This window comes from Novosphingobium clariflavum (assembly GCF_026420865.1).
Taxonomy (GTDB): Bacteria; Pseudomonadota; Alphaproteobacteria; order Sphingomonadales; family Sphingomonadaceae; genus Novosphingobium; species Novosphingobium clariflavum.
In genome coordinates this window covers 17530-36920 of record NZ_JAPCWC010000027.1, presented here as the reverse complement: position 1 = coordinate 36920, position 19391 = coordinate 17530, and the positions used below count along the sequence as shown (strand labels likewise).

Annotated in this window: 18 protein-coding genes; all 18 read left to right on the top strand. The window is 66.0% G+C overall.

Going from position 1 to position 19391, the window contains the following annotated elements; genetic code table 11:
• Positions 1 to 9: 9 nt before the first annotated feature.
• The 18 genes from OKA11_RS20640 to ftsA all read left to right on the top strand — a co-directional run bounded on the left by OKA11_RS20640 (position 10) and on the right by ftsA (position 19348).
• Positions 10 to 369 carry a hypothetical protein gene (locus OKA11_RS20640; protein ID WP_267223779.1) on the top strand — a complete coding sequence of 120 codons (360 nt, stop codon included), beginning with the start codon at positions 10 to 12 and terminating at the stop codon, positions 367 to 369.
• A 10-nt stretch (positions 370 to 379) separates the two neighbouring features.
• Positions 380 to 1219 (top strand): motility-associated ABC transporter substrate-binding family protein, encoded by an 840-nt coding sequence (locus OKA11_RS20635; RefSeq protein ID WP_267223777.1) that lies wholly within the window; start codon positions 380 to 382, stop codon positions 1217 to 1219.
• 375 nt (positions 1220 to 1594) lie between these two features.
• Complete coding sequence (locus tag OKA11_RS20630) at positions 1595 to 2092, top strand: division/cell wall cluster transcriptional repressor MraZ (protein ID WP_267223775.1); 498 nt, start codon at positions 1595 to 1597, stop codon at positions 2090 to 2092.
• Complete coding sequence (gene rsmH / locus OKA11_RS20625; RefSeq protein ID WP_267223773.1) at positions 2089 to 3117, top strand: 16S rRNA (cytosine(1402)-N(4))-methyltransferase RsmH; 1029 nt, start codon at positions 2089 to 2091, stop codon at positions 3115 to 3117. Before OKA11_RS20630 ends, rsmH begins: the two co-directional genes overlap by 4 nt.
• Positions 3114 to 3671, top strand: a complete 558-nt coding sequence (locus OKA11_RS20620; protein ID WP_267223771.1) for a hypothetical protein — start codon at positions 3114 to 3116, stop codon at positions 3669 to 3671. Before rsmH ends, OKA11_RS20620 begins: the two co-directional genes overlap by 4 nt.
• Positions 3668 to 5443, top strand: a complete 1776-nt coding sequence (locus OKA11_RS20615) for a peptidoglycan D,D-transpeptidase FtsI family protein (protein WP_267223768.1) — start codon at positions 3668 to 3670, stop codon at positions 5441 to 5443. The genes OKA11_RS20620 and OKA11_RS20615 overlap by 4 nt, the downstream gene beginning before the upstream one ends.
• 10 nt (positions 5444 to 5453) lie before the next feature.
• Positions 5454 to 6917, top strand: a complete 1464-nt coding sequence (locus OKA11_RS20610; protein WP_267223766.1) for a UDP-N-acetylmuramoyl-L-alanyl-D-glutamate--2,6-diaminopimelate ligase — start codon at positions 5454 to 5456, stop codon at positions 6915 to 6917.
• Positions 6918 to 6924: 7 nt separating this feature from the next.
• Complete coding sequence (locus OKA11_RS20605; RefSeq protein ID WP_267223764.1) at positions 6925 to 8445, top strand: UDP-N-acetylmuramoyl-tripeptide--D-alanyl-D-alanine ligase; 1521 nt, start codon at positions 6925 to 6927, stop codon at positions 8443 to 8445.
• Between the two features lie 17 nt (positions 8446 to 8462).
• On the top strand, positions 8463 to 9533 hold the full coding sequence (gene mraY / locus OKA11_RS20600) for a phospho-N-acetylmuramoyl-pentapeptide-transferase (RefSeq protein ID WP_267223762.1): 1071 nt from the start codon (positions 8463 to 8465) through the stop codon (positions 9531 to 9533).
• Between the two features lie 4 nt (positions 9534 to 9537).
• The gene (gene murD / locus OKA11_RS20595; RefSeq protein ID WP_267223760.1) at positions 9538 to 10887 is read left to right on the top strand and encodes a UDP-N-acetylmuramoyl-L-alanine--D-glutamate ligase; all 1350 of its coding nucleotides are present in this window, start codon (positions 9538 to 9540) and stop codon (positions 10885 to 10887) included.
• 2 nt (positions 10888 to 10889) lie between these two features.
• The gene (locus tag OKA11_RS20590) at positions 10890 to 12089 is read left to right on the top strand and encodes an FtsW/RodA/SpoVE family cell cycle protein (RefSeq protein WP_267223758.1); all 1200 of its coding nucleotides are present in this window, start codon (positions 10890 to 10892) and stop codon (positions 12087 to 12089) included.
• Positions 12086 to 13270, top strand: coding sequence for an undecaprenyldiphospho-muramoylpentapeptide beta-N-acetylglucosaminyltransferase (gene murG / locus OKA11_RS20585; protein WP_267223756.1), 1185 nt, complete (start codon positions 12086 to 12088; stop codon positions 13268 to 13270). Before OKA11_RS20590 ends, murG begins: the two co-directional genes overlap by 4 nt.
• A complete protein-coding gene (murC, locus tag OKA11_RS20580; protein ID WP_267223752.1) occupies positions 13267 to 14688 on the top strand; it encodes a UDP-N-acetylmuramate--L-alanine ligase in 1422 nt (473 codons plus the stop codon). The genes murG and murC overlap by 4 nt, the downstream gene beginning before the upstream one ends.
• Positions 14685 to 15629, top strand: coding sequence for a UDP-N-acetylmuramate dehydrogenase (murB, locus tag OKA11_RS20575; RefSeq protein ID WP_267223750.1), 945 nt, complete (start codon positions 14685 to 14687; stop codon positions 15627 to 15629). Before murC ends, murB begins: the two co-directional genes overlap by 4 nt.
• Entirely contained in the window at positions 15626 to 16132 is a 507-nt protein-coding gene (locus OKA11_RS20570) for a DUF4262 domain-containing protein (protein WP_267223748.1), read from the top strand. The genes murB and OKA11_RS20570 overlap by 4 nt, the downstream gene beginning before the upstream one ends.
• The gene (locus tag OKA11_RS20565) at positions 16132 to 17094 is read left to right on the top strand and encodes a D-alanine--D-alanine ligase (RefSeq protein WP_267223746.1); all 963 of its coding nucleotides are present in this window, start codon (positions 16132 to 16134) and stop codon (positions 17092 to 17094) included. The genes OKA11_RS20570 and OKA11_RS20565 overlap by 1 nt, the downstream gene beginning before the upstream one ends.
• Complete coding sequence (locus tag OKA11_RS20560) at positions 17091 to 18068, top strand: cell division protein FtsQ/DivIB (RefSeq protein ID WP_267223744.1); 978 nt, start codon at positions 17091 to 17093, stop codon at positions 18066 to 18068. Before OKA11_RS20565 ends, OKA11_RS20560 begins: the two co-directional genes overlap by 4 nt.
• Positions 18068 to 19348: a cell division protein FtsA gene (gene ftsA, locus OKA11_RS20555; RefSeq protein ID WP_142632591.1), complete on the top strand. Its 1281-nt coding sequence runs from the start codon at positions 18068 to 18070 to the stop codon at positions 19346 to 19348. The genes OKA11_RS20560 and ftsA overlap by 1 nt, the downstream gene beginning before the upstream one ends.
• The last annotated feature ends 43 nt before the right edge of the window (positions 19349 to 19391 follow it).

The window sequence follows — 19391 nt, the reverse complement described above, 5'->3', positions numbered from 1 at the left end:
GGCCTGTCGATGGCAGGAAACATTCCGCCCAATCTGATCGAACCGGTCGCGACCGCGCAGCACTTCGTGCCGCCGTCTTCGCGCGAGTTGCGTGCGCAGGCGGTCCACCGCCTGCAGGTGGGCCTGTTCGGGCTCTGCGCGATGCTGCTGATCGTCGGGCTCGCAAATATCATCATGGACCGCGCGCGTCTCGTCGATGCCGAGGATCCGATCCGCGACGTGGTGGCGGTCGATGCCAAGCCCAAGCGGCCGGTCGCCGATCCGCTGGCCGACATCGGCGTCATTCCCTCGCCCGAGGCCTCGCCGACGCCCAATGCCACCGATGGTTCGCTCGACAGCGCCGGACCTGCGCCGCTCGCCACGCAGTAGGCAGGCTGCCGTGTCGTCCCGCGGCCTGGGATTCGGGCTGGCCGGTGTCGGGCTGCTCTGCGCCATGCTCGCGGGCTGTGGTTCCGACGCGGGGCGGGGTGAGGCGGCGCAGCGGCATATCGGCCTTTCCACCAGCCTCCCGTTGCTCTGGGCGGAGAGTGATGATCCCAGGGAACTGCTGGCAGCGGATGCGAAGCCATCCTGGGCAGGGGGCTTGCTGGCTGAGCATGGGCAGCTGACCCCGCTCGATACGCTTGCCGGCAAGGATGGGCAGCTACCGCTTCCGGACGATGCCCTGCTGGTGATGATCCAGCCTCGTGCCCTGTCGCCGCAAGAGAATCTGGCGCTCGACGCCTGGGTGCGCGGGGGCGGGCACTTGCTGCTGTTTGCCGATCCCATGCTGACGCAGGCTTCGCGCTATGCCCTGGGGGATCCGCGGCGCCCCGTCGATCTGGCGATGCTCTCGCCGATCCTGGCGCATTGGGGCTTGGTATTGGAGTTCGATGGGACGCAGTCCGCCGGAGAGCGTCTGGTCCGACTTAGGGAAGGCTCCTTGCCGGTGAACCTACCGGGACGATTCCACCTATTGGGGAATTCCGGGGATGGATTCCCCGATCGGGGAAATCACGGGATCGCGGCGCCGAATGCACGATCGGGGAAAAGCGGGGATGCCTTGGCGCGCTGTCGTCTCGAATCCTCGGCAATTCTTGCCGACTGTGTTCTGGGGCGGGGCAAGGTCCTTGCATTGGCGGATGCCGCCTTGTTCGAGGACCCGGATGCCGGGGTTCCATTGGCCGACCGGCGTGATCTGCTTTCCCGCCTGCTTTCCCGTGCGGAAAGTGGGGATTGACGGCAAGGCCCTAGGGAGGCGCCGCGATACGGGCCATTGCGGGTCATATTTTTCCTGAAAACAGCTGGTTACAGGGTTAATACGTGGTTGATGGGTGATCCCCGTAGAACTGCGTAGTGCGGTGACCTGGGGTAATTACGGGTCGATATTCCCACCAATCCCCAAATTTCCCTTTTATCCCCGCCTGTCCCGCGATACAAAGGCACGCAATCGGAATGGCTGAGTCTCGCCGTGTCCCTGTGTCAGCAGGGGCCGGGCCCTGCTGCATTGGCGGCGGGGGCGGGATCGGTCGTTTCCGGGAAGGGCTCGGGGCACCGAGGAGGCTGGCCGGTTCTGCGGTCTGAACAGGGTACGAAGGGGCAAAGCGGCAGCGTCATGGCGGGGCGGCCATTCATCTACAACGGACAGGGCTTCTCGCTGCTACGCGACAAGAACCGTTTCGTGCTGCCCAACGCCTTCCGCCCCACCGTGCGCGAATCGAGCGGCAAGGACCTGCTCTGCCTCACCACCCACGACCGCTGGCCCTGCCTCGTGGGCTTCGGCCTGTCGCGCATCGAGGAGTTCGAGGACGAACTCAAGGAGCAGCAGGATATGGCGATCCGCGCCGGCAAGGACTTCGATGCCGACAAGCGCGCCAGCGATATTTACGCCTCCTACGAAGTGCCCTTCGATGGTTCGGGCCGTTTCGTCCTGCCCGAAGACCTCGCCGCGCTCGCCGGCGTGACCGATCAACTCTACTTCCGCGGCAACGGTCGTTTCTTCACCGTGTGGTCGCCCGAAAGCCTCTACGAAATGGACGATAGCTGGAAGGCGGCGCAGACCGCCTGCAAGAGCCTTGCCGCCAAGGATCTGGCGAAAGCAGGCCGCAAATGACCGGATCGCGCACGATTCCAGAGGGTACCCCTCATGTGCCCGTGCTCCTTGAGGAGGTCGTCGCCGCCCTGAACCCCCAGGGCGGCGACGTCATCGTCGACTGCACGCTGGGAGCGGGTGGCTACACCCGCCGTCTGCTTGATGCGGGGGCGACGGTCCATGCTTTCGACCGTGATCCCGACGCGATTGCCGCGATCGAGGAAAACCGTGGAAAATGGCCCGAGCTGGACCTCAGCCCGCCGCGTCTCGTGTTGCACGCCCGCCGCTTCTCGGAAATCGTCGAGGGGCTTGAAGAAGCCGGAGTCGACCAGGTCGACGGCGTCGTCATGGATATCGGCGTTTCCTCCATGCAGCTCGATCAGGCGGAGCGGGGCTTCTCGTTCGGCGCCGACGGACCGCTGGACATGCGCATGAGCCAGGACGGGCGCTCGGCCGCCGACTTCGTCAACGAAGGGGATGAAGCGGAGATCGCCGACGTGCTGTTCCAGTACGGCGAAGAGCGCCAGTCGCGCCGGGTGGCCCGCGCCATCGTGGCCGCGCGTCCGCTGACGACCACCGCCGAGCTTGCCCGCGCGGTGCGCAAGGCGCTGGGCTACAACCCGGCCTACAAGGGCAGCAATGCGCCCAAGGATCCGGCGATCCGCACCTTCCAGGCGATCCGTATCCACGTGAACGGCGAACTGGACGAACTGGAGCAGTGCCTCTCGGGCGCCGAAGCGGTGCTGCGCGAAGGCGGGCGGCTGGCCGTCGTGACCTTCCACAGCCTTGAGGACCGCATGGTGAAGCGCTTCCTGCGCGATGCCGCGGGGCAGGGCACCAGCACCTCGCGTCACCTGCCGCAAGTGGGCGGCGGCATGCAGCCGACATTCGAGACGCTGTCCAAGGCGATCCGCCCCGGCGAGGCCGAGCTTGAGGCCAATCCCCGCTCCCGCTCGGCCACGCTGCGTAGCGCCGTGCGAACCCAAGCCCCCCAGAAGGCGCCCAAAGGCACGACGCGCCGAAGCAACGACAGGAGTGCAGCATGAACCTCACGCGAGACCGCGTCCATTCGATCGGGTGGATTTCGGTGCTGCTGGTCTGCGGCGCGGCGACGATCGCCCTTACGCTCCGGGTCAATGCGGTGAAAAGCCAGGTGCACGATACCGAGAACCGGATCGTGCGCGTGCAGCAGTCGATCAACTTCCTCGAGACCGAGTTCCAGACCCGCTCCAACCAGCAGGCGCTGAACCAGCTCAACGATCTGGAGTTCGGTTACAAGGCGCCGTCCGCCGCTCAGTACATCGAGGGCGAGCGCCAGCTTGCCGCGCTGGGCAAGCCGATGGGGCCGGGCGCGCCGCAGCCGATCCGCTATGCCAATGCCTCGGACGAGGGGGCATCGCAGGAGCAGGACCAGGCGCAGGGCGGCGGCCTGCTGGCGATGGTCTCGCCGGTCGATCCCGCGCATGCAGCCACGCCGTCCCACCGTTCCGGCGCGGGCGAGAAGAGCCGCGATCCCGAGCGTGAGGAAATGCTGCGCAATGCTTCCGACCTCGGCAAGCGCCTGGCGCGCATCGAAGTGGCGGAGGCGTCGCAGCAGTGAACGCACCCGCCTTCTCCACGGGCGCGATCCCCACGATGGTCTCCACCGGGCGCCGCAAGCTGGTGAACGTCAGGCAGCGTTCGCTGCTTGTCGCCAAGCTGCGCACCTTGTGGATTCTGGGGGTCTTCGCACTCGTGGGAGGCTTGGCGCTGACGCGGATCTGCTGGCTGGGCATCACGGGCCCTGGCGGCCGTGACGGCGACCTTTCGGGCCTGCTGGTGCCCCACCGCGGCGAGATCGTCGACCGTAACGGCGTGCCGCTGGCGCGCGAGTTCAACACGTATTCGCTGTGGTTCAATCCCAAGGCGATGAGCGAAGGCTCGGCCCTGATCCACACGCCCGAACAGGTGGCTGACGGGTTGATCCGCATCTTCCCCGATCTGAACCGCGCCGAACTGATCGCCAAGCTGCGCTCGGACAAGCCGGGCTATCTGCGCAAGACGATCCTGCCGGAAGACGCCAACAAGGTTCACGCCCTCGGCGAACCGGCGCTCGAATATCCGATGGAGGCCACCCGCTACTATCCGCAAGGCTCGCTGGCGGCATCGGTGCTGGGCTATGTCGATACGTACGGCAAGGGCCAGGTCGGCATGGAGGAGGCGTTCGACAAGCAGCTCACCAGCGCCGAAGGCCGCGCGCATCCCTCGGTGCTGTCGATCGACTTCCGGGTGCAGAGCGCGCTGGAGGAAGAACTGGCGCGCGGCATGGCGCTGAGCAAGGCCAAGGGCGCGGCCGGTGTTATTCTCGACGTCGATTCGGGCGAGATCCTCGGACTTGCCTCGCTGCCTTCGTTCGATCCCAACCATGTCCAGCCTTCGGACCTGATGATCACGCCCGAACAGGCAGCGCAAGGCGACGTGCCCCACGGGTTCAACCGCGTGACCAACCAGGTTTACGAGCTGGGTTCGACGTTCAAGCCGATCACCGTGGCCGCCGCGCTCGATGCGGGCACGATCACCGATCTGCGTCGCCGCTGGTCAGCCGCGCCGCTGCACGTGGCCGGCTTCACGATCCACGATTTGCACAACTACGGCTCTTCGCTCAACGTGCTGGAAACGCTGATCCATTCGTCGAACGTCGTCACCGCGCAGATCGCCGATGAACTGGGCGGCGTGCGGCTGAAGAAGACGATGGAATCGCTCGCCATGAACGAGCGCCCTTACGTCGAGCTTCCCGCTCGCGGCTTCCCGCTCTGGCCGCGCGGTGACTGGCCGCGCCTGCGCACGATGACAGTGTCCTACGGCCACGGCATCGCGGTGACGCCGCTGCATCTCGCTTCGGCTTATGCGGCGCTGGTCAATGGCGGCATCTGGCGCCCGGCGACGCTCAAGAAGCTCGACGCCGCGCAGATTCCTGCCGGGCGTCGCGTCTTCACCGCCGCCACCAGCGCGCGAATCCGCCAGCTTCTGCGCATGATCGTGTCCTACGGCACCGGCCGCAAGGCTGACGCGCCCGGCTTCCGCGTGGGCGGCAAGACCGGTTCGGCCGAAAAGCCGGGGGCGGGCGGTTATCGCCACCACTCGCTGATCGCCACGTTCGCCGCCGCGTTCCCGATGGACCGCCCGCGCTATGTCGTCATTGCCATGATGGACGAACCGCAGGGCACCGAGGCGACCTCGTTCCAGCGCACCGCCGCCTGGAACGCCGCGCCCGTGATCCAGCGCGTGGTGCCCCGCATCGGGCCCCTGCTGGGCATCATGCCCGACGAGACCCGCGATATCGACGTTTCCGACCTCAAGCCGCTGATCCCGGCTGGTGGTGCTGAAGAGTGAGCCCTGACGAATGAAGCTGAATACCCTCTGCGCTGCTGCTGACATTGCTGCCCCGGCAGGCGCGGACGTGAATGTCACGGGTTTTGCCATCGATCACCGCAAGGTTGCGCCCGGAACCGTCTTCGGTGCCTTCAAGGGCGCCCGGTTCAACGGCGAGGACTATATCGCCGCCGCCATCGAGGCCGGTGCAGTGGCCATTGTCGCCAGCCCTGAGGCCAGCGTCGAAGGTGCGATCCACTTCGCCGCCGATGAGCCGCGCCACCTGTTCGCACGCCTGGCCGCGCCGTTCTATCAGCCGGTGCCCGAAACGCTGGTGGCCGTCACCGGCACCAATGGCAAGACCTCTACGGTCGAGTTGACCCGCCAGATCTGGCGCATGGCCGGCCACCGTGCGGCGTCCATCGGCACGCTTGGCATCACCACCAGCGACGAGACGGTTTCGACCGGTCTCACCACGCCCGATATCGTCACGTTCCTGGCGAACCTGACCGGTCTGGCGCGCGAGGGCGTGTCTCACGTGGCCTATGAGGCATCGAGCCACGGCCTCTCGCAATACCGGATCGAAGGTCCGCGCGTGGCCGCGGGCGCCTTCACCAACCTCTCGCGCGACCATCTCGATTACCACGCCGACATGGACGACTATTTCGCGGCCAAGATGCGCCTGTTCGACGAAGTGGTCGTCGATGGCGGCACGGCCGTGATCTGGGCTGACGACGAATGGTCGGCCAAGGCGATTGCCCAGGCTGAACAGCGTGGGCTCAAGGTTTTCACCGTGGGTGCCAATGGCACCAGCATCCGCCTCTCGGGTCGCACGCCGGGCGGACTCGGCCAGAAGCTGGAGCTCGAGCATGACGGGAAATCCCGCGTGCTCGAGCTGCCGCTCATTGGTGCTTATCAGGCCGCCAATGCATTGGTCGCAGCAGGGCTGGTGCTGGCGACGGGTGGTGAAGCCCATACGACTTTTGATGCACTGAAGCGCCTCGTCACCGTGCGCGGACGCCTGGAGCGGGCGGCCATCTCTCCGGTTGGCGCGCCGGTCTATGTCGACTATGCGCATACCCCCGATGCACTGGAGGCGGCGATTGCCGCGCTTCGACCACACGTTGAAGGACGTCTGATCGTGGTGTTCGGCGCGGGCGGCGACCGCGATCAGGGCAAGCGCCCCGAAATGGGCAAGGTGGCGGCAGAGGGGGCAGACCTCGCCATCGTCACCGACGACAACCCGCGCGGCGAAGACCCCGCCGCGATCCGCGCCATGGTGCTTGCCGGCATGGACGGCAAAGGGCGCGAAATCGGCGACCGGCGCGAGGCGATCCGCGCGGCCGTGGCCGAAGCCAGGCGCGGGGACATCGTCCTCGTTGCAGGAAAGGGGCACGAACAGGGGCAAATCATCGGCAGCGGCGACTCTGTTCGCGTGCTGCCATTCGACGACGTTACCGTTGCCAGGGAAATGGCCGGTACGGTTGGAAGGTAGGAATGCCATGAACGCTCACGCCCGGATTCTCGAATGGCCCGTTGAAGCGGTCGAGGACTTGACCCAGGCGCTGTGGGATTCGGCCACACTCGCGCGGGTGATGCAGGGTAGGGCGAGCGGCGATTTCACCGTCTCCGGTGTCGAGATCGACAGCCGCGATGTCCAGCGGGGCGACTTGTTCTTTGCCCTGAAGGGCGAGGCGATGGACGGCCATCGCTTCGTGGAAGGCGCTTTCGCCAAAGGCGCGGGTGCGGCGGTGGTGGACCGGCCGGTCGACGGCCCGCACATTCTGGTCGAGGATACGACCCAGGCGCTGGAGCGGCTCGGCGCGGCGTCGCGTGCCCGGGCGCGCGGCCCGATCATCGGCGTCACCGGATCGGTCGGCAAGACCGGCGTCAAGGAGGCGATCTTCGACGCGCTGGAGCGCGCGAGCCGCGGCGACGCGCACCGTTCGGTGAAGAGCTACAACAACCACGTGGGGGTGCCGCTCAGCCTTGCACGCATGCCCTCGCGTGCCCGTTTCGGCATTTTCGAGATGGGCATGAACCATGCCGGCGAGATCGCCGCGCTGACCCGTCAGGTGCGCCCCAACGTGGCGGTCATCACCACCATCGCGCCCGCGCATATCGAGATGCTGGGGTCGATGGAGGCGATCGCCGACGCCAAAGCCGAGATTTTCGAGGGGCTGGAGCCTGGCGGGATTGCCGTGATTCCGGCCGACAGCCCCTATTTCCATCGCCTGAAGGAAGCCGCCGAGGCGCTCGGCGTCGAGGTCGTCTCGTTCGGCAAGGCGGCCGATGCGGGTGTGCGCCTGCTCGATACGGTTCCGGCCATCGGCGGCGGCTCGCTGGTGACGGTGGACATGCGCGACCGCCGGGTCTGCTACACGGTGGCGACGCCGGGCGAGCATCACGTGATCAATTCGCTTGCGGTCATGGCCGCGGTACGCGCGGTCAAGGGCGACCTTGGTGCCGCCGGCGTGGCGCTCGCCGAGATGGGCGGGTTGCCGGGACGCGGTGCGCGGCTCCAGATCGACGTTCCGGGCGGGGCTCCCGACGCCGAGGGCCGCCGCCGCGCTCTGCTCATTGACGAGAGCTACAACGCCAATCCCGCCTCCATGCGGGCGACGCTGGAGCAGCTGGGCCGTACGCCCGCTGCGCGGCGGATCGCGGTACTGGGGTCGATGAAGGAACTGGGTGAGCACGGCCCGGCCTTCCACGCGGACCTTGCGGTGCCGCTGGCTGCGGCCAAGGTCGATTATGCGGTTCTGGTGGGGGGCGAGATGGGTCCCCTCGCCGACATTCTGGCCGATGTGCCTGCGAATGCTTCAAAATCCCCGGAATCGGGGAAAACGGACAGCGTTCCGCTTGGCAAGGGCGTGCCCTTCGCGCATTGCCTGACTGTGCGGGAAGCTGCCGATGCGCTACGCGCGTTCGGGCTGGAGCAGGGCGACGTGATCCTGGTCAAGGGCTCGAACTCGGTTGGCCTGGCTTCTCTGGTAACGGAACTCGGTAAACAGGAAGGGTAGGGGGGCTCCCCCGCAAGATGCTGTATCTGATCGCAGAATGGTTCCACTTCGAGGGGCTGTCCAACCTCTTCCGCTACCAGTCGTTCCGTTCCGGCGCGGCGCTGATGACGGCGCTGGGCCTTGGCCTGCTGATCGGTCCGCGCTTCATCAACATGCTGCGAGTCCGGCAGGGCAAGGGGCAGCCGATCCGCGAGGATGGCCCGCAGAGCCACCTCGCCAAGCGCGGCACGCCGACCATGGGCGGTCTGATGATCCTGACCGCGCTGGTCAGTGCCATGATCCTGTTCATGGACATGACGAACCCGTTCGTCTGGGCCTGCATCTTCGTGACCGTGGGCTTCGGAATCATCGGTTTCCTCGATGACTACGACAAGGTGTCCAAGCGTTCGACCGCAGGCCTTTCCAGCAAGCTGCGTCTGGCGCTGGAGTTCGTGGTGGCGGGCATCGCCGCCTACATCATCGTCAGCCAGCTCAATACCAACCTCTATGTGCCGTTTCTCTCGGGACGCTACATTCCCTTGGGGCCGTTCTACTACGTCTTTGCTGCCTTCGTGATCGTCGGCGCGGGCAATGCCGTGAACCTCACCGATGGGCTCGACGGCCTCGCGACGATGCCGGTCATCATCGCGGCGGGAACTTTCGCGATCATCTGCTACCTCGCCGGCCGCGTCGACTATGCGACCTACCTGGGCATTCCGCATGTGCCGCGTGCCGGTGAACTGGCGGTTTTCTGTGCCGGGATCATCGGCGCCTGCCTTGCCTTCCTGTGGTTCAACGCGCCGCCTGCCGCCGTGTTCATGGGCGATACCGGCAGCCTCGCGCTTGGCGGCGCCCTGGGCTGCATCGCGGTCGCCGCGCATCACGAGATCGTGCTGGCGATTGTCGGCGGGCTCTTCGTGCTCGAGGCGGCCTCGGTGATCATCCAGGTCTTCTGGTTCAAGCGCACCGGTCGCCGGGTGTTCCGCATGGCGCCGATCCACCACCACTTCGAACAGAAGGGCTGGAAGGAATCGACCGTCGTCATCCGTTTCTGGATCATCTCGATCGTCCTTGCGGTGATCGGGCTGTCCACGCTCAAGCTGCGATAAGCGCGTGATCGTCTCACCCGCCTTTGCCGGAAAACGGTACGCGATCCTCGGCCTCGCGCGCTCGGGCCTTGCCGCCGTGGAAACCCTGCTGGCCAGCGGCGCGCACGTCATGGCCTGGGATGCGCGCGACGAGCCGCGCCAGCAGATGGCGGGGCGTGTCGAACTCGCCGATCCGGTCACCGCGGACCTCACCGGATATGACGGCGTCGTCGTCTCGCCGGGCATTCCGCTCAACACCCATCCCATCGCCGAAGCCGCGCGCCGCTACGGCGTGCCGGTGATCGGCGACATCGAACTCTTTGCGCTCGCCCGTGCGAGCCTGCCCGCGCACCGCGTGGTCGGCATCACCGGAACCAATGGCAAGTCGACGACGACGGCGTTGGTCCAGCACTTGCTCAAGTCGGCGGGGGTCGACGCGCGGGTCGGCGGTAATATCGGCGTGCCGGTGCTGTCCGCCGAGCCGTTGCCTGAGGGCGGTGTCTATGTGCTCGAGCTGTCGAGCTACCAGATTGACCTGACGCGCAGCCTTGATTGCGATGTGGCGGCGTTGCTCAACATCACGCCCGATCACCTCGATCGATACGAGAACTTTGCCGGTTATGCCGCTTCCAAGGCGCGGCTCTTCGCGATGCAGGGGGCGGCGCGTCCGGGCGTGTTCGGCAAGGGCGATGCGGAAACCGCCGATATTGCTACCGCCGAAAGCGCGCGCCGGGAGCCGGGCCTCGTGCGCGAGGTGGATGGGCACGAGATCGCCGCGCTCCAGAAGAACTGGCCTTCGCTGCAGGGGCCGCACAACCTGCAGAACGCGGCCGTTGCCGTCGCCATTGTCGAGGCGCTGGGCATCCCGGCCGCCAAGTGGAAGCCGGCGCTGCGCAAGTTTCGTGGCCTGCCGCACCGCATGGAACGCGTGGCCAAGTTCAACGGCGTTCTCTACGTCAACGATTCCAAGGCGACCAACCCGGCCTCGGCAGCGCCTGCCATTGCCGCTTTCCCGCCCGCTCCAAACCCGCGCATCCACTGGATTCTCGGTGGTCTGCCCAAGGGCGACGACCTTGACGAGTGCGCGCCGTTCTTCGGCAACATCGCGGCCGCCTACACGATCGGCGATGCCGGTCCGCGCTTTGCCGAGATCCTCGCGCCCCATACGCGTGTCCACCGCAGCGAGATGATGGCCGAGGCCATCCGTGAAGCCATGGCCTCGGCTGTCCCCGGCGACGTCGTCATGCTCTCGCCCGCCTGTGCCAGCTTCGACCAGTTCCGCGACTATGAAGCGCGCGGACTGGCCTTCCGCCAGATCGTCGAGGCCTTGCTGGAAACCCAGGGGGAAGCGGCGGTCGCCGAGGAGAAGCGCTAGGCATGGCCACGACCGCGCCGGGGAACACGCCCGCCAACGTCCGCTACAACCGCAATCGCCGCGGCCAGCTGGCGATCTGGTGGCAGGAGATCGACCGTACGTTTCTGGCTCTCGTGCTGATCCTGATGGGGATCGGCGCGATTGCCGTTGCCGCCGGTTCGCCCGCGAGTGCGCGCCGCCTGTCGACCGCGCATGAGCGACTGCCTGCGCTCTACTTCTTCTGGCTGCACTTGCGCTGGCAGTTCGTGGGTCTCTGCGCGATGTTCTGGGCATCCAGCCTGTCGAAGGACAGTGCGCGGCGGCTTGGCATCCTGATCGCGGGCATGATGATCTTCGGCTTGCTGCTGGTGCCGGTGGTCGGCTCCGAAGTGAACGGCGCCAAGCGCTGGCTGCACTTTGGCATCTCTCTCCAGCCCTCGCAGTTCCTCGGCACCGGTTTCCCGATCCTGCTGGCGTGGATACTCTCCTGGCGCGCGCGCGATCCCAACATTCCGGTGGTGGCGATCTGCTTCTGCCTGATGGGGCTCATCGGTGCCTTGCTGATGGCGCAGCCGGACTTTGGTTCGACGATGCTGTTTTCCGGCACGTTCTTCGTGATGATCCTGCTGGCGGGTATTCCCCTGAAGCGCATTGGCATGTTCGCGGGCGCGGGCGTGGCGGGCATCGTCTTGATGTATTTCACTTATGCCAACGGCCGCAATCGCATCGATTCGTTCCTGTCGGGCGGCAATGCCTTTGACCAGGTGGACCTTGCCCAGCGTACGCTGCTGAACGGCGGCTGGTTCGGGCAGGGCTTTTGGATGGGTATCCGCAAGATGGCGCTGCCCGAGGCGCATACCGACTATATCTTCTCGGTCATCGGGGAGGAATTCGGCCTGATCGCCTGTATGGTGATCGTGTGCCTCTATCTCGCGCTGCTGGTGCGGGTGATGATGCGCCTGACCGAGGAGGAAGATCTCTTCACGGTGTTGGCGGCTTCGGGAATCGCCTCGCAGTTCGGCGGGCAGGCCTTCATCAACATCCTCGTCAACCTGCAGCTTTTCCCCTCGAAGGGCATGACCCTGCCGCTGGTCAGCTACGGCGGCTCGTCGACTGTCGCCATGTGCTTGACGGTTGGGCTTCTCCTCGCAATCACGCGGCGCAACCCCTTCATCAAGCGCGAGGGCTTCTCGCTGCGTGCCATCGGAGACGTTTCTTCATGAGTCTGGTCAGCCGCCACTACGTTCTTGCCGCGGGCGGGACGGGCGGACACCTCATCCCCGCCTTCGCGCTGGCGGCCGAACTGGATCGCCGCGGGCATCACGTCGCGCTCATCACCGATGAGCGCGGCGCCGCGATTCCGGGCAAGCCCGATTACCTGCCGGCGCACGTACTGCCGCAAGGGCGCATTGCCGGGAAAAATCCGCTGAACTGGCTGAAGGGCCTGCGCGGGATCCTCGAAGGCAAGCGCATGGCGCTGCGCCTGTTCGAAAGCTTCCAGCCCACCGCCGTGATCGGCTTCGGTGGCTACCCGGCGCTACCGACGATGCTGGCCGCGCGTTCGGCCCGCCTGCCGACGATCCTGCATGAGCAGAACTCGGTGCTTGGCCGCGTGAACCGCTACTTCGCGGGCAAGGTCGACGCCATCGCCACCGCCTTCGCTCAGGTCGACCGGCTCGACCCCAAGCTCTCCGGCAAGGTCACGCTGGTCGGTAATCCGGTGCGGGATGAAGTGCTGGCGCTGCGCGATGCGCCGTTCCCGGAATTTGGCGAAGACAGCCTGCTGCGCATCCTCGTCACCGGCGGCAGCCAGGGCGCGCGCGTGCTTTCCGAAGTGGTGCCTGACGGCCTTGCCATGCTGCCCCCGGCGCTGCGCTCGCGCCTGCAGGTGATCCAGCAGTGCCGTCCCGAGGATATCGAGGCGGTTCGCGCCCGCTATGCCAGCCATGGCATCCCCGCCGAACTGGCGACCTATTTCGAAGACATGGCCGAGCGTCTGGCCGGGGCCCATCTCTTCATCGGTCGTTCCGGCGCATCGACGATCGCGGAACTGACGGCGGTTGGCCGTCCCGCGATCCTGATCCCCTTGCCCATTGCCACCGACGATCACCAGGCGGCCAATACGCGCGAGATCGTGGCGGCCGGCGGCGCGCGCGCGATCCGTCAGGAAAGCTTTACCGCGGCGGCTCTCGCCAAGCAGATCCAGGCTATGGCGCTGCACCCCGAAACCCTGGCCAACGCGGCGCACGCCTCGTGGAACTGCGGCTATCCCAATGCCGCCAGCGACCTTGCCGACCTTGTAGAAAGCTTCGGTACCAGCCCGATCATGGACGTAATTCGAATGGACAAGACCGTGCCCGTCAAGAGCGGGGAAGCCCTCGCATGCAAGGGAGGTGCGGCGTGAAGGGCGTCGGCACCGACATCGGCACGATCCACTTCGTCGGCATCGGCGGCATCGGCATGTCCGGCATTGCCGAGGTGATGCATAACCTGGGCTATGCCGTGCAGGGCTCGGACATCGCCGAGGGCTATGTCGTCGAAGGCCTGCGCCAGCGCGGCATCAAGGTCATGATCGGCCATGCGGCCGAGAACGTCGAAGGCGCGGCGGTGGTCGTCACCTCCACCGCCGTGAAGCGTGAGAACCCGGAAGTGGTCTACGCGCTCGAACACCGCATCCCGGTGGTGCGCCGGGCCGAGATGCTGGCCGAACTGATGCGCCTCAAGAACACCGTTGCGGTGGCCGGCACCCACGGCAAGACCACCACGACCTCGCTGGTGGCCGCGCTGCTCGATGCGGGCGGGGTTGATCCCACGGTGATCAACGGCGGCATCATCAATGCCTACGGTTCCAACGCGCGCCTTGGCGAAAGCGACTGGATGGTCGTGGAAGCGGACGAGAGCGACGGTTCGTTCCTGCGTCTGGACGGCACCATCGCCGTCGTGACGAACATCGATCCCGAGCACCTCGACCACTACGGCTCGTTCGACAAGGTGAAGGACGCCTTCGTCGAATTCATCGAGAACGTGCCGTTCTACGGCTGTGCGCTGCTCTGCATCGATCACCCCGAAGTGCAGGCGGTGATCCCCAAGGTGCGCGACCGCCGCGTGGTCACTTACGGTTTCTCCGCACAGGCCGACATTCGCGGCGAGAACGTGACGCCGGTTCCGGGCGGCAACCGCTTCGACGTGGCGCTGCGCCAGCGGGACGGCTCGTTCCGCCGGATCGAGGGCATCGAACTGCCGATGCCGGGCCGCCACAACGTCCAGAACGCGCTCGCCGCCATTGGCGTTGCGGTGGAGATGGGCTGCTCGGACGCCTGCATCCAGACCGGCTTCTCCAAGTTCGGCGGCGTGAAGCGCCGCTTCACCAAGGTCGGCGAGATCGCGGTCGAGGGCGGCAGCGTGACGGTGATCGATGATTACGGCCACCACCCGGTGGAAATCCGCGCGGTGCTGGCCGCTGCGCGCGAAGGCGTGAAGGGCCGCGTCATCGCCGTGGTTCAGCCGCACCGCTTCACGCGCCTGCGCGATCACATGGATGACTTCGAAGGCGCGTTCAACGATGCCGACGTGGTCTATGCCGCGCCGGTCTACGCGGCGGGCGAGCAGCCGATCGAAGGCGTCGATTCCGATCACATGGTCTCCGGCATGAAGGCGCGCGGGCATCGTTCCGCGCAAGTCATCGCCGGGCCGGACGCGCTGGCCGATGCACTGGCAACCTCGATCCAGCCGGGCGACATGGTCGTCTGCCTCGGCGCGGGCGACATCACCAAGTGGGCGGCAGGGCTCGCCGATGCCGTGGTCAAGCGGAGGACTGCTTGAGCCCGCTCGCCAACCTTTTCGAGGGCCTTCCTGACGTGCGCGGCAAGCTGACGGCGGATGCGCCGTTGGCCCCGCTCGTCTGGTTCAAGTCGGGCGGCGCGGCGCAGTGGCTGTTCGAGCCGAAGGACCTGGCCGACCTGCAGGCGTTCCTGCGCGATCTCGATCCTGCGGTGCCGGTCATGGCGCTGGGCCTCGGCTCCAACATGATCGTGCGCGACGGCGGCGTTCCCGGCGTCGTCATCCGGCTTGGCAAGCCTTTTGCCAAAGTGACGAAAGTGGATGATGTGACGCTGGACTGCGGCGGCGGCGCCAGCGGCATTCTCGTCTCGTCGACCGCGCGCGACAATGGCATTGCCGGTGTCGAGTTCCTGCGCTCGATCCCCGGCACGGTCGGCGGCTTCGTGCGCATGAACGGCGGCGCCTATGGCGGCGAGGTCAAGGATGTGCTGGTCGATTGCGATGTCGTCCTGCGTTCCGGCGAACGGGTCACGCTGATCAATGCCGACCTCGGTTACACCTACCGTCATTCGGAACTGCCCGAGGGCGCCGTGGTCGTCTCCGCCCGCTTCAAGGGCCGGCCCGGCGAGCCAGAGGCGATCCAGGCCGAAATGGACCGCATTTCCGCCAGTCGCGAGGCCAGCCAGCCGCTGCGCAGCAAGACTGGCGGATCGACCTTCAAGAACCCGGAAGGCCACAAGGCCTGGGCTCTGGTGGACGAAGCCGGTTGTCGCGGCCTGACCCTGGGCGGCGCGCAAGTAAGCGAGAAGCACACCAACTTCCTGCTCAACGTGGCCGACGCCACCAGCAGCGATATCGAGGCCCTGGGCGAAGAAGTCCGCCGCCGGGTCAAGGAAAAGTCGGGCGTCACGCTCGAATGGGAAATCCAGCGCGTAGGCATGTCTGCCGAAGCACCAAACCAGAACCAGGCGGACAAGCCGTGAGCGCGCAGGATCTTGACGAGAACATCACGGATTACGAGCGTCGGATACTCGACAACATCGATCAATTCGGTTGCCATGTAACTCACGTTTTCGATGGGGAGGGCGAAGCCCCCGCGTTCTCCTATTCGACCGGCTTCACGCATTCGCTCGAACAGGGGGAGGTCATCGTTTTCGGTCTTTCCAGCGAACTGATGCATGCGATGGTCAATGGCGTCATGCGGCAGTGTCGCGATGATGGGTTGGTTCTTGCGGACGGTGTGCGAATTTCAGGCCTTCTTGAAGGTTTTGAAGTGGCGGTCCGGGCCATTCCACCTGCCAGGATCGAACGGGAATATCTGAATTCGGCAATGTGGCACCACCTCAGCCGATATGGCTCCAATCTCACGCAGGCATACCAGTTAATATGGCCCGGCGCCGTTGATGGCCTGTTCCCATGGGATGAGGGATGCGACGATTACGTGATTTCCCAACAACCTGCCCTCTACCAAACGAGTATTCATTGATGTCCCTCTCCAAACTCCACGTCGCGGTCCTGATGGGCGGTTGGTCGAGCGAACGGCCGGTCTCGCTGATGAGCGGTGAGGGCGTTGCCAAGGCGCTCGAGTCCAAGGGCCACAAGGTCACGCGTATTGATATGGACCGCGATGTCGCGCTGCGCCTTGCGGAAGCCAGGCCGGACGTGGTGTTCAATGCGCTGCACGGTGCGCCGGGCGAGGATGGCACGGTGCAGGGCATGATGGACCTGATGGGCCTCACCTATACGCATTCGGGCCTCGCCACTTCGGTCATTGCCATCGACAAGGAACTGACCAAGCAGGCGCTGGTCCCGCACGGCATTCCGATGCCCGGCGGCCGCATCGTCGAGAGCGCCGAGATTTTCGAGCGCGATCCGCTGCCGCGTCCTTATGTGCTGAAGCCGGTCAACGAAGGCTCGTCGGTTGGCGTCGCCATCGTCACGGCTGAGGGCAATTACGGCAGCCCGATCGGCCGCGAGACCGAAGGTCCGTGGCAGCACTTCGACCGCCTGCTGGCCGAGCCCTATATTCGCGGCCTCGAACTCACCACCGCCGTGATCGGGGATCGCGCCCTGCTGGTTACTGAACTCAAGCCCAAGTCTGGCTTCTACGACTTCGATTCCAAGTATACCGACGGCATGACCCAGCACATCTGCCCGGCCGAGATCCCCGACGAGATCACCGCGGCGTGCAAGGATCTGGCTCTGCGCGCGCACCAGTTGCTCGGCTGCAAGGGCACCAGCCGCTCCGACTTCCGCTGGGATGATACGCAGGGCGTCGAAGGGCTGTTCCTGCTGGAAGTGAACACCCAGCCGGGCATGACCCCGCTCAGCCTCGTGCCCGAACAGGCCCGTGCCTGCGGCATGGAATATCCCGATCTGGTCGAGGCGATTATCGCCGAAGCGCTTGAGGATGCGCGCGCCCGCAAGGCGGCCAAGGAGGGCGGATGAGCCAGACGATCCGGCGCAAGCCGAAGAGCGCAAGGAAAGTCGCCGCCCGGCAAGGCACCAAGGCCAAGGTCCGCAAGGCCAAGGCGACCACGGGATCGACGCTGGACGCGGCGATGTCCTGGTTGCCGTTCAGCGAAGAGCAACTGCACAAGATCTTCCTCGTCGCCATTCTCGGCGGCGCGGTGGCGCTTGCCTGCGTGGTGGCGAATGCCGCCGGCGTGCCGATGCTGGCGAATGCGCAGTTCGCGCGGGTTTCTGCCGATGCCGGCTTCGAAGTGAAGCGCGTGGAAGTGCGCGGCGTGAAGCACCTCAACGAGCTGAAGGTCTACGAAAAGGCGCTGGCCGAGCGCGACCGGGCAATGACCGAAGTCGATCTCGACGCCTTGCGGGCCGAACTGCTCGGCCTCTCGTGGGTGAAGGACGCGCGCGTTTCGCGCCAGCTTCCCGATACGCTGGTGATAGATATCGTCGAGCGTGAGGCCCACGCGGTACTGCGCAAGGACGATCAGTTCGTGTTGATCGACGAGACCGGGCATGAACTGGAGCAGGTTTCGCGCAAGGATACCGGCGGCAAGCTGATCGTCTCCGGCCCCGGTGCGGGGCAGCAGGTGACGGAGCTTGCCAGTCTGCTGCAGGCCGCTCCCGCGCTCCAGCCCGGCGTTCAGGAGGCGGAGTGGATCGGCAACCGCCGCTGGAACCTGACGTTCCGCACTGGGCAGGTGCTTGCCCTGCCGGAAGGCGACAAGGAGGCGGCAAGCGCGCTGGTCACTTTCGCGCGGCTCGACGGCACCAACCGCCTGCTGGGCGGCAAGGTAATGGCGTTCGATATGCGCGCGGCGGACCGCATCTATATGCGCGTGCCGGAAGGCGAGGGGCAGGAAATCGCCTCTAGCGCCGGTGCCGTACCGCATGGTCAGGCGGCCGCCGAAAAGGCGCCAACGACCCTTATTCCCGCGGACGCGGAGGAGCAGTGATGGCAGGCCCCCGGATTACCCGCGTATTCGGCGCCGTCAACATCGGCTCGTTCCGCATTTCCGCGATCGTCGCCGGCATGTCCGAAATGGGCGACATGATCGTGCTCGGCTCCGGCCACCGCGCCAGCCAGGGCATCAAGCGCGGCTACGTCACTGACATGGCGGCGGCGACGTATGCCGTGCGCGATGCCATCGACCGGGCTGAGAAGATGGCCGACACCAGCGTCACCAAGGTCTGGATCGGCTGTTCGGGGGCAGGGCTCGCCAGCCGGATCGACCAGTTCGATGCCGAGATCGGCGGCCGCCGGATCGAGCAGGAGGACATCGACCAGCTTCTCGTTTCCGCGCGGGAGGTGATTCAACCCGACGGGCGCATGGTGCTCCACGCGCAGCCGGCGCAGTACCGGCTCGACGGGGCGCACGGCGTGGGCAATCCCAAGGGCCTCCATGCCGAGCGCCTGGGCGTGGACATCCACATCATGCTCGCCGACGGCGCGCCGATCCGCAATCTGACCGAGGCGGTGCAGAGCGCGCATCTGGAAGTGGAGGCCATTGTCGGATCGCCCATTGCGGCGGGGCAGGCCTGCCTTTCCCCCGAAGAACGCGATCTGGGCGTGGCGCTGGTCGAATTTGGTGCGGAAGTGACGAACGTGGCCGTCTACTCGCACGGCTTGCTGATCGACATGATCTCGATCCCGATGGGCTCCGCCGACATCACCGACGCGATCGCGTCCGCTTTCGGCATCCGCCGTTTCCAGGCGGAGCGCCTGAAGTGCGTGAACGGGTCGGCCATCGCCAGCCCTCACGATCACCGTGAGATGATTCCGGTCAACGCACCGGGCGAGGAACATGCAGGCCCGATCGCCCGCCATGCCGACGACAAGAACCGCATTCCGCGCGCCGAACTGATCGGCGTCATCACCGGACAGCTTGGTCTGCTGATGGAGGAAGTAAACAAGGCCCTGAAAGTGATGCGTTTCAATGCGCAACGCGGCAAGCAGGTGGTATTTACTGGCGGCGGTGCGGAACTGGTGGGACTCGCCGATTATGCGCAGGCCGCGCTGGGCAAGCCGGTGCGCGTGGGCAGCGTGCCGCACTTGACGGGCCTTGCCGAAGCGCACGTGAAGCCGGGCTTTTCCACGCTTGCGGGGCTTGTGCTCTACGCCGCGGCGGACCCGATCGATATCCGCACCTTCGGAAAGAACCGTCAGCAGACAATAAGTTATTCGGGCCTGGGGGTGATCAATCGCGTCTATAGAGCACTGAGGGAATACTTTTGACCGACCGCGCGAGGGGGCGCCGTGCCTGCAAGGGGCCATGGCA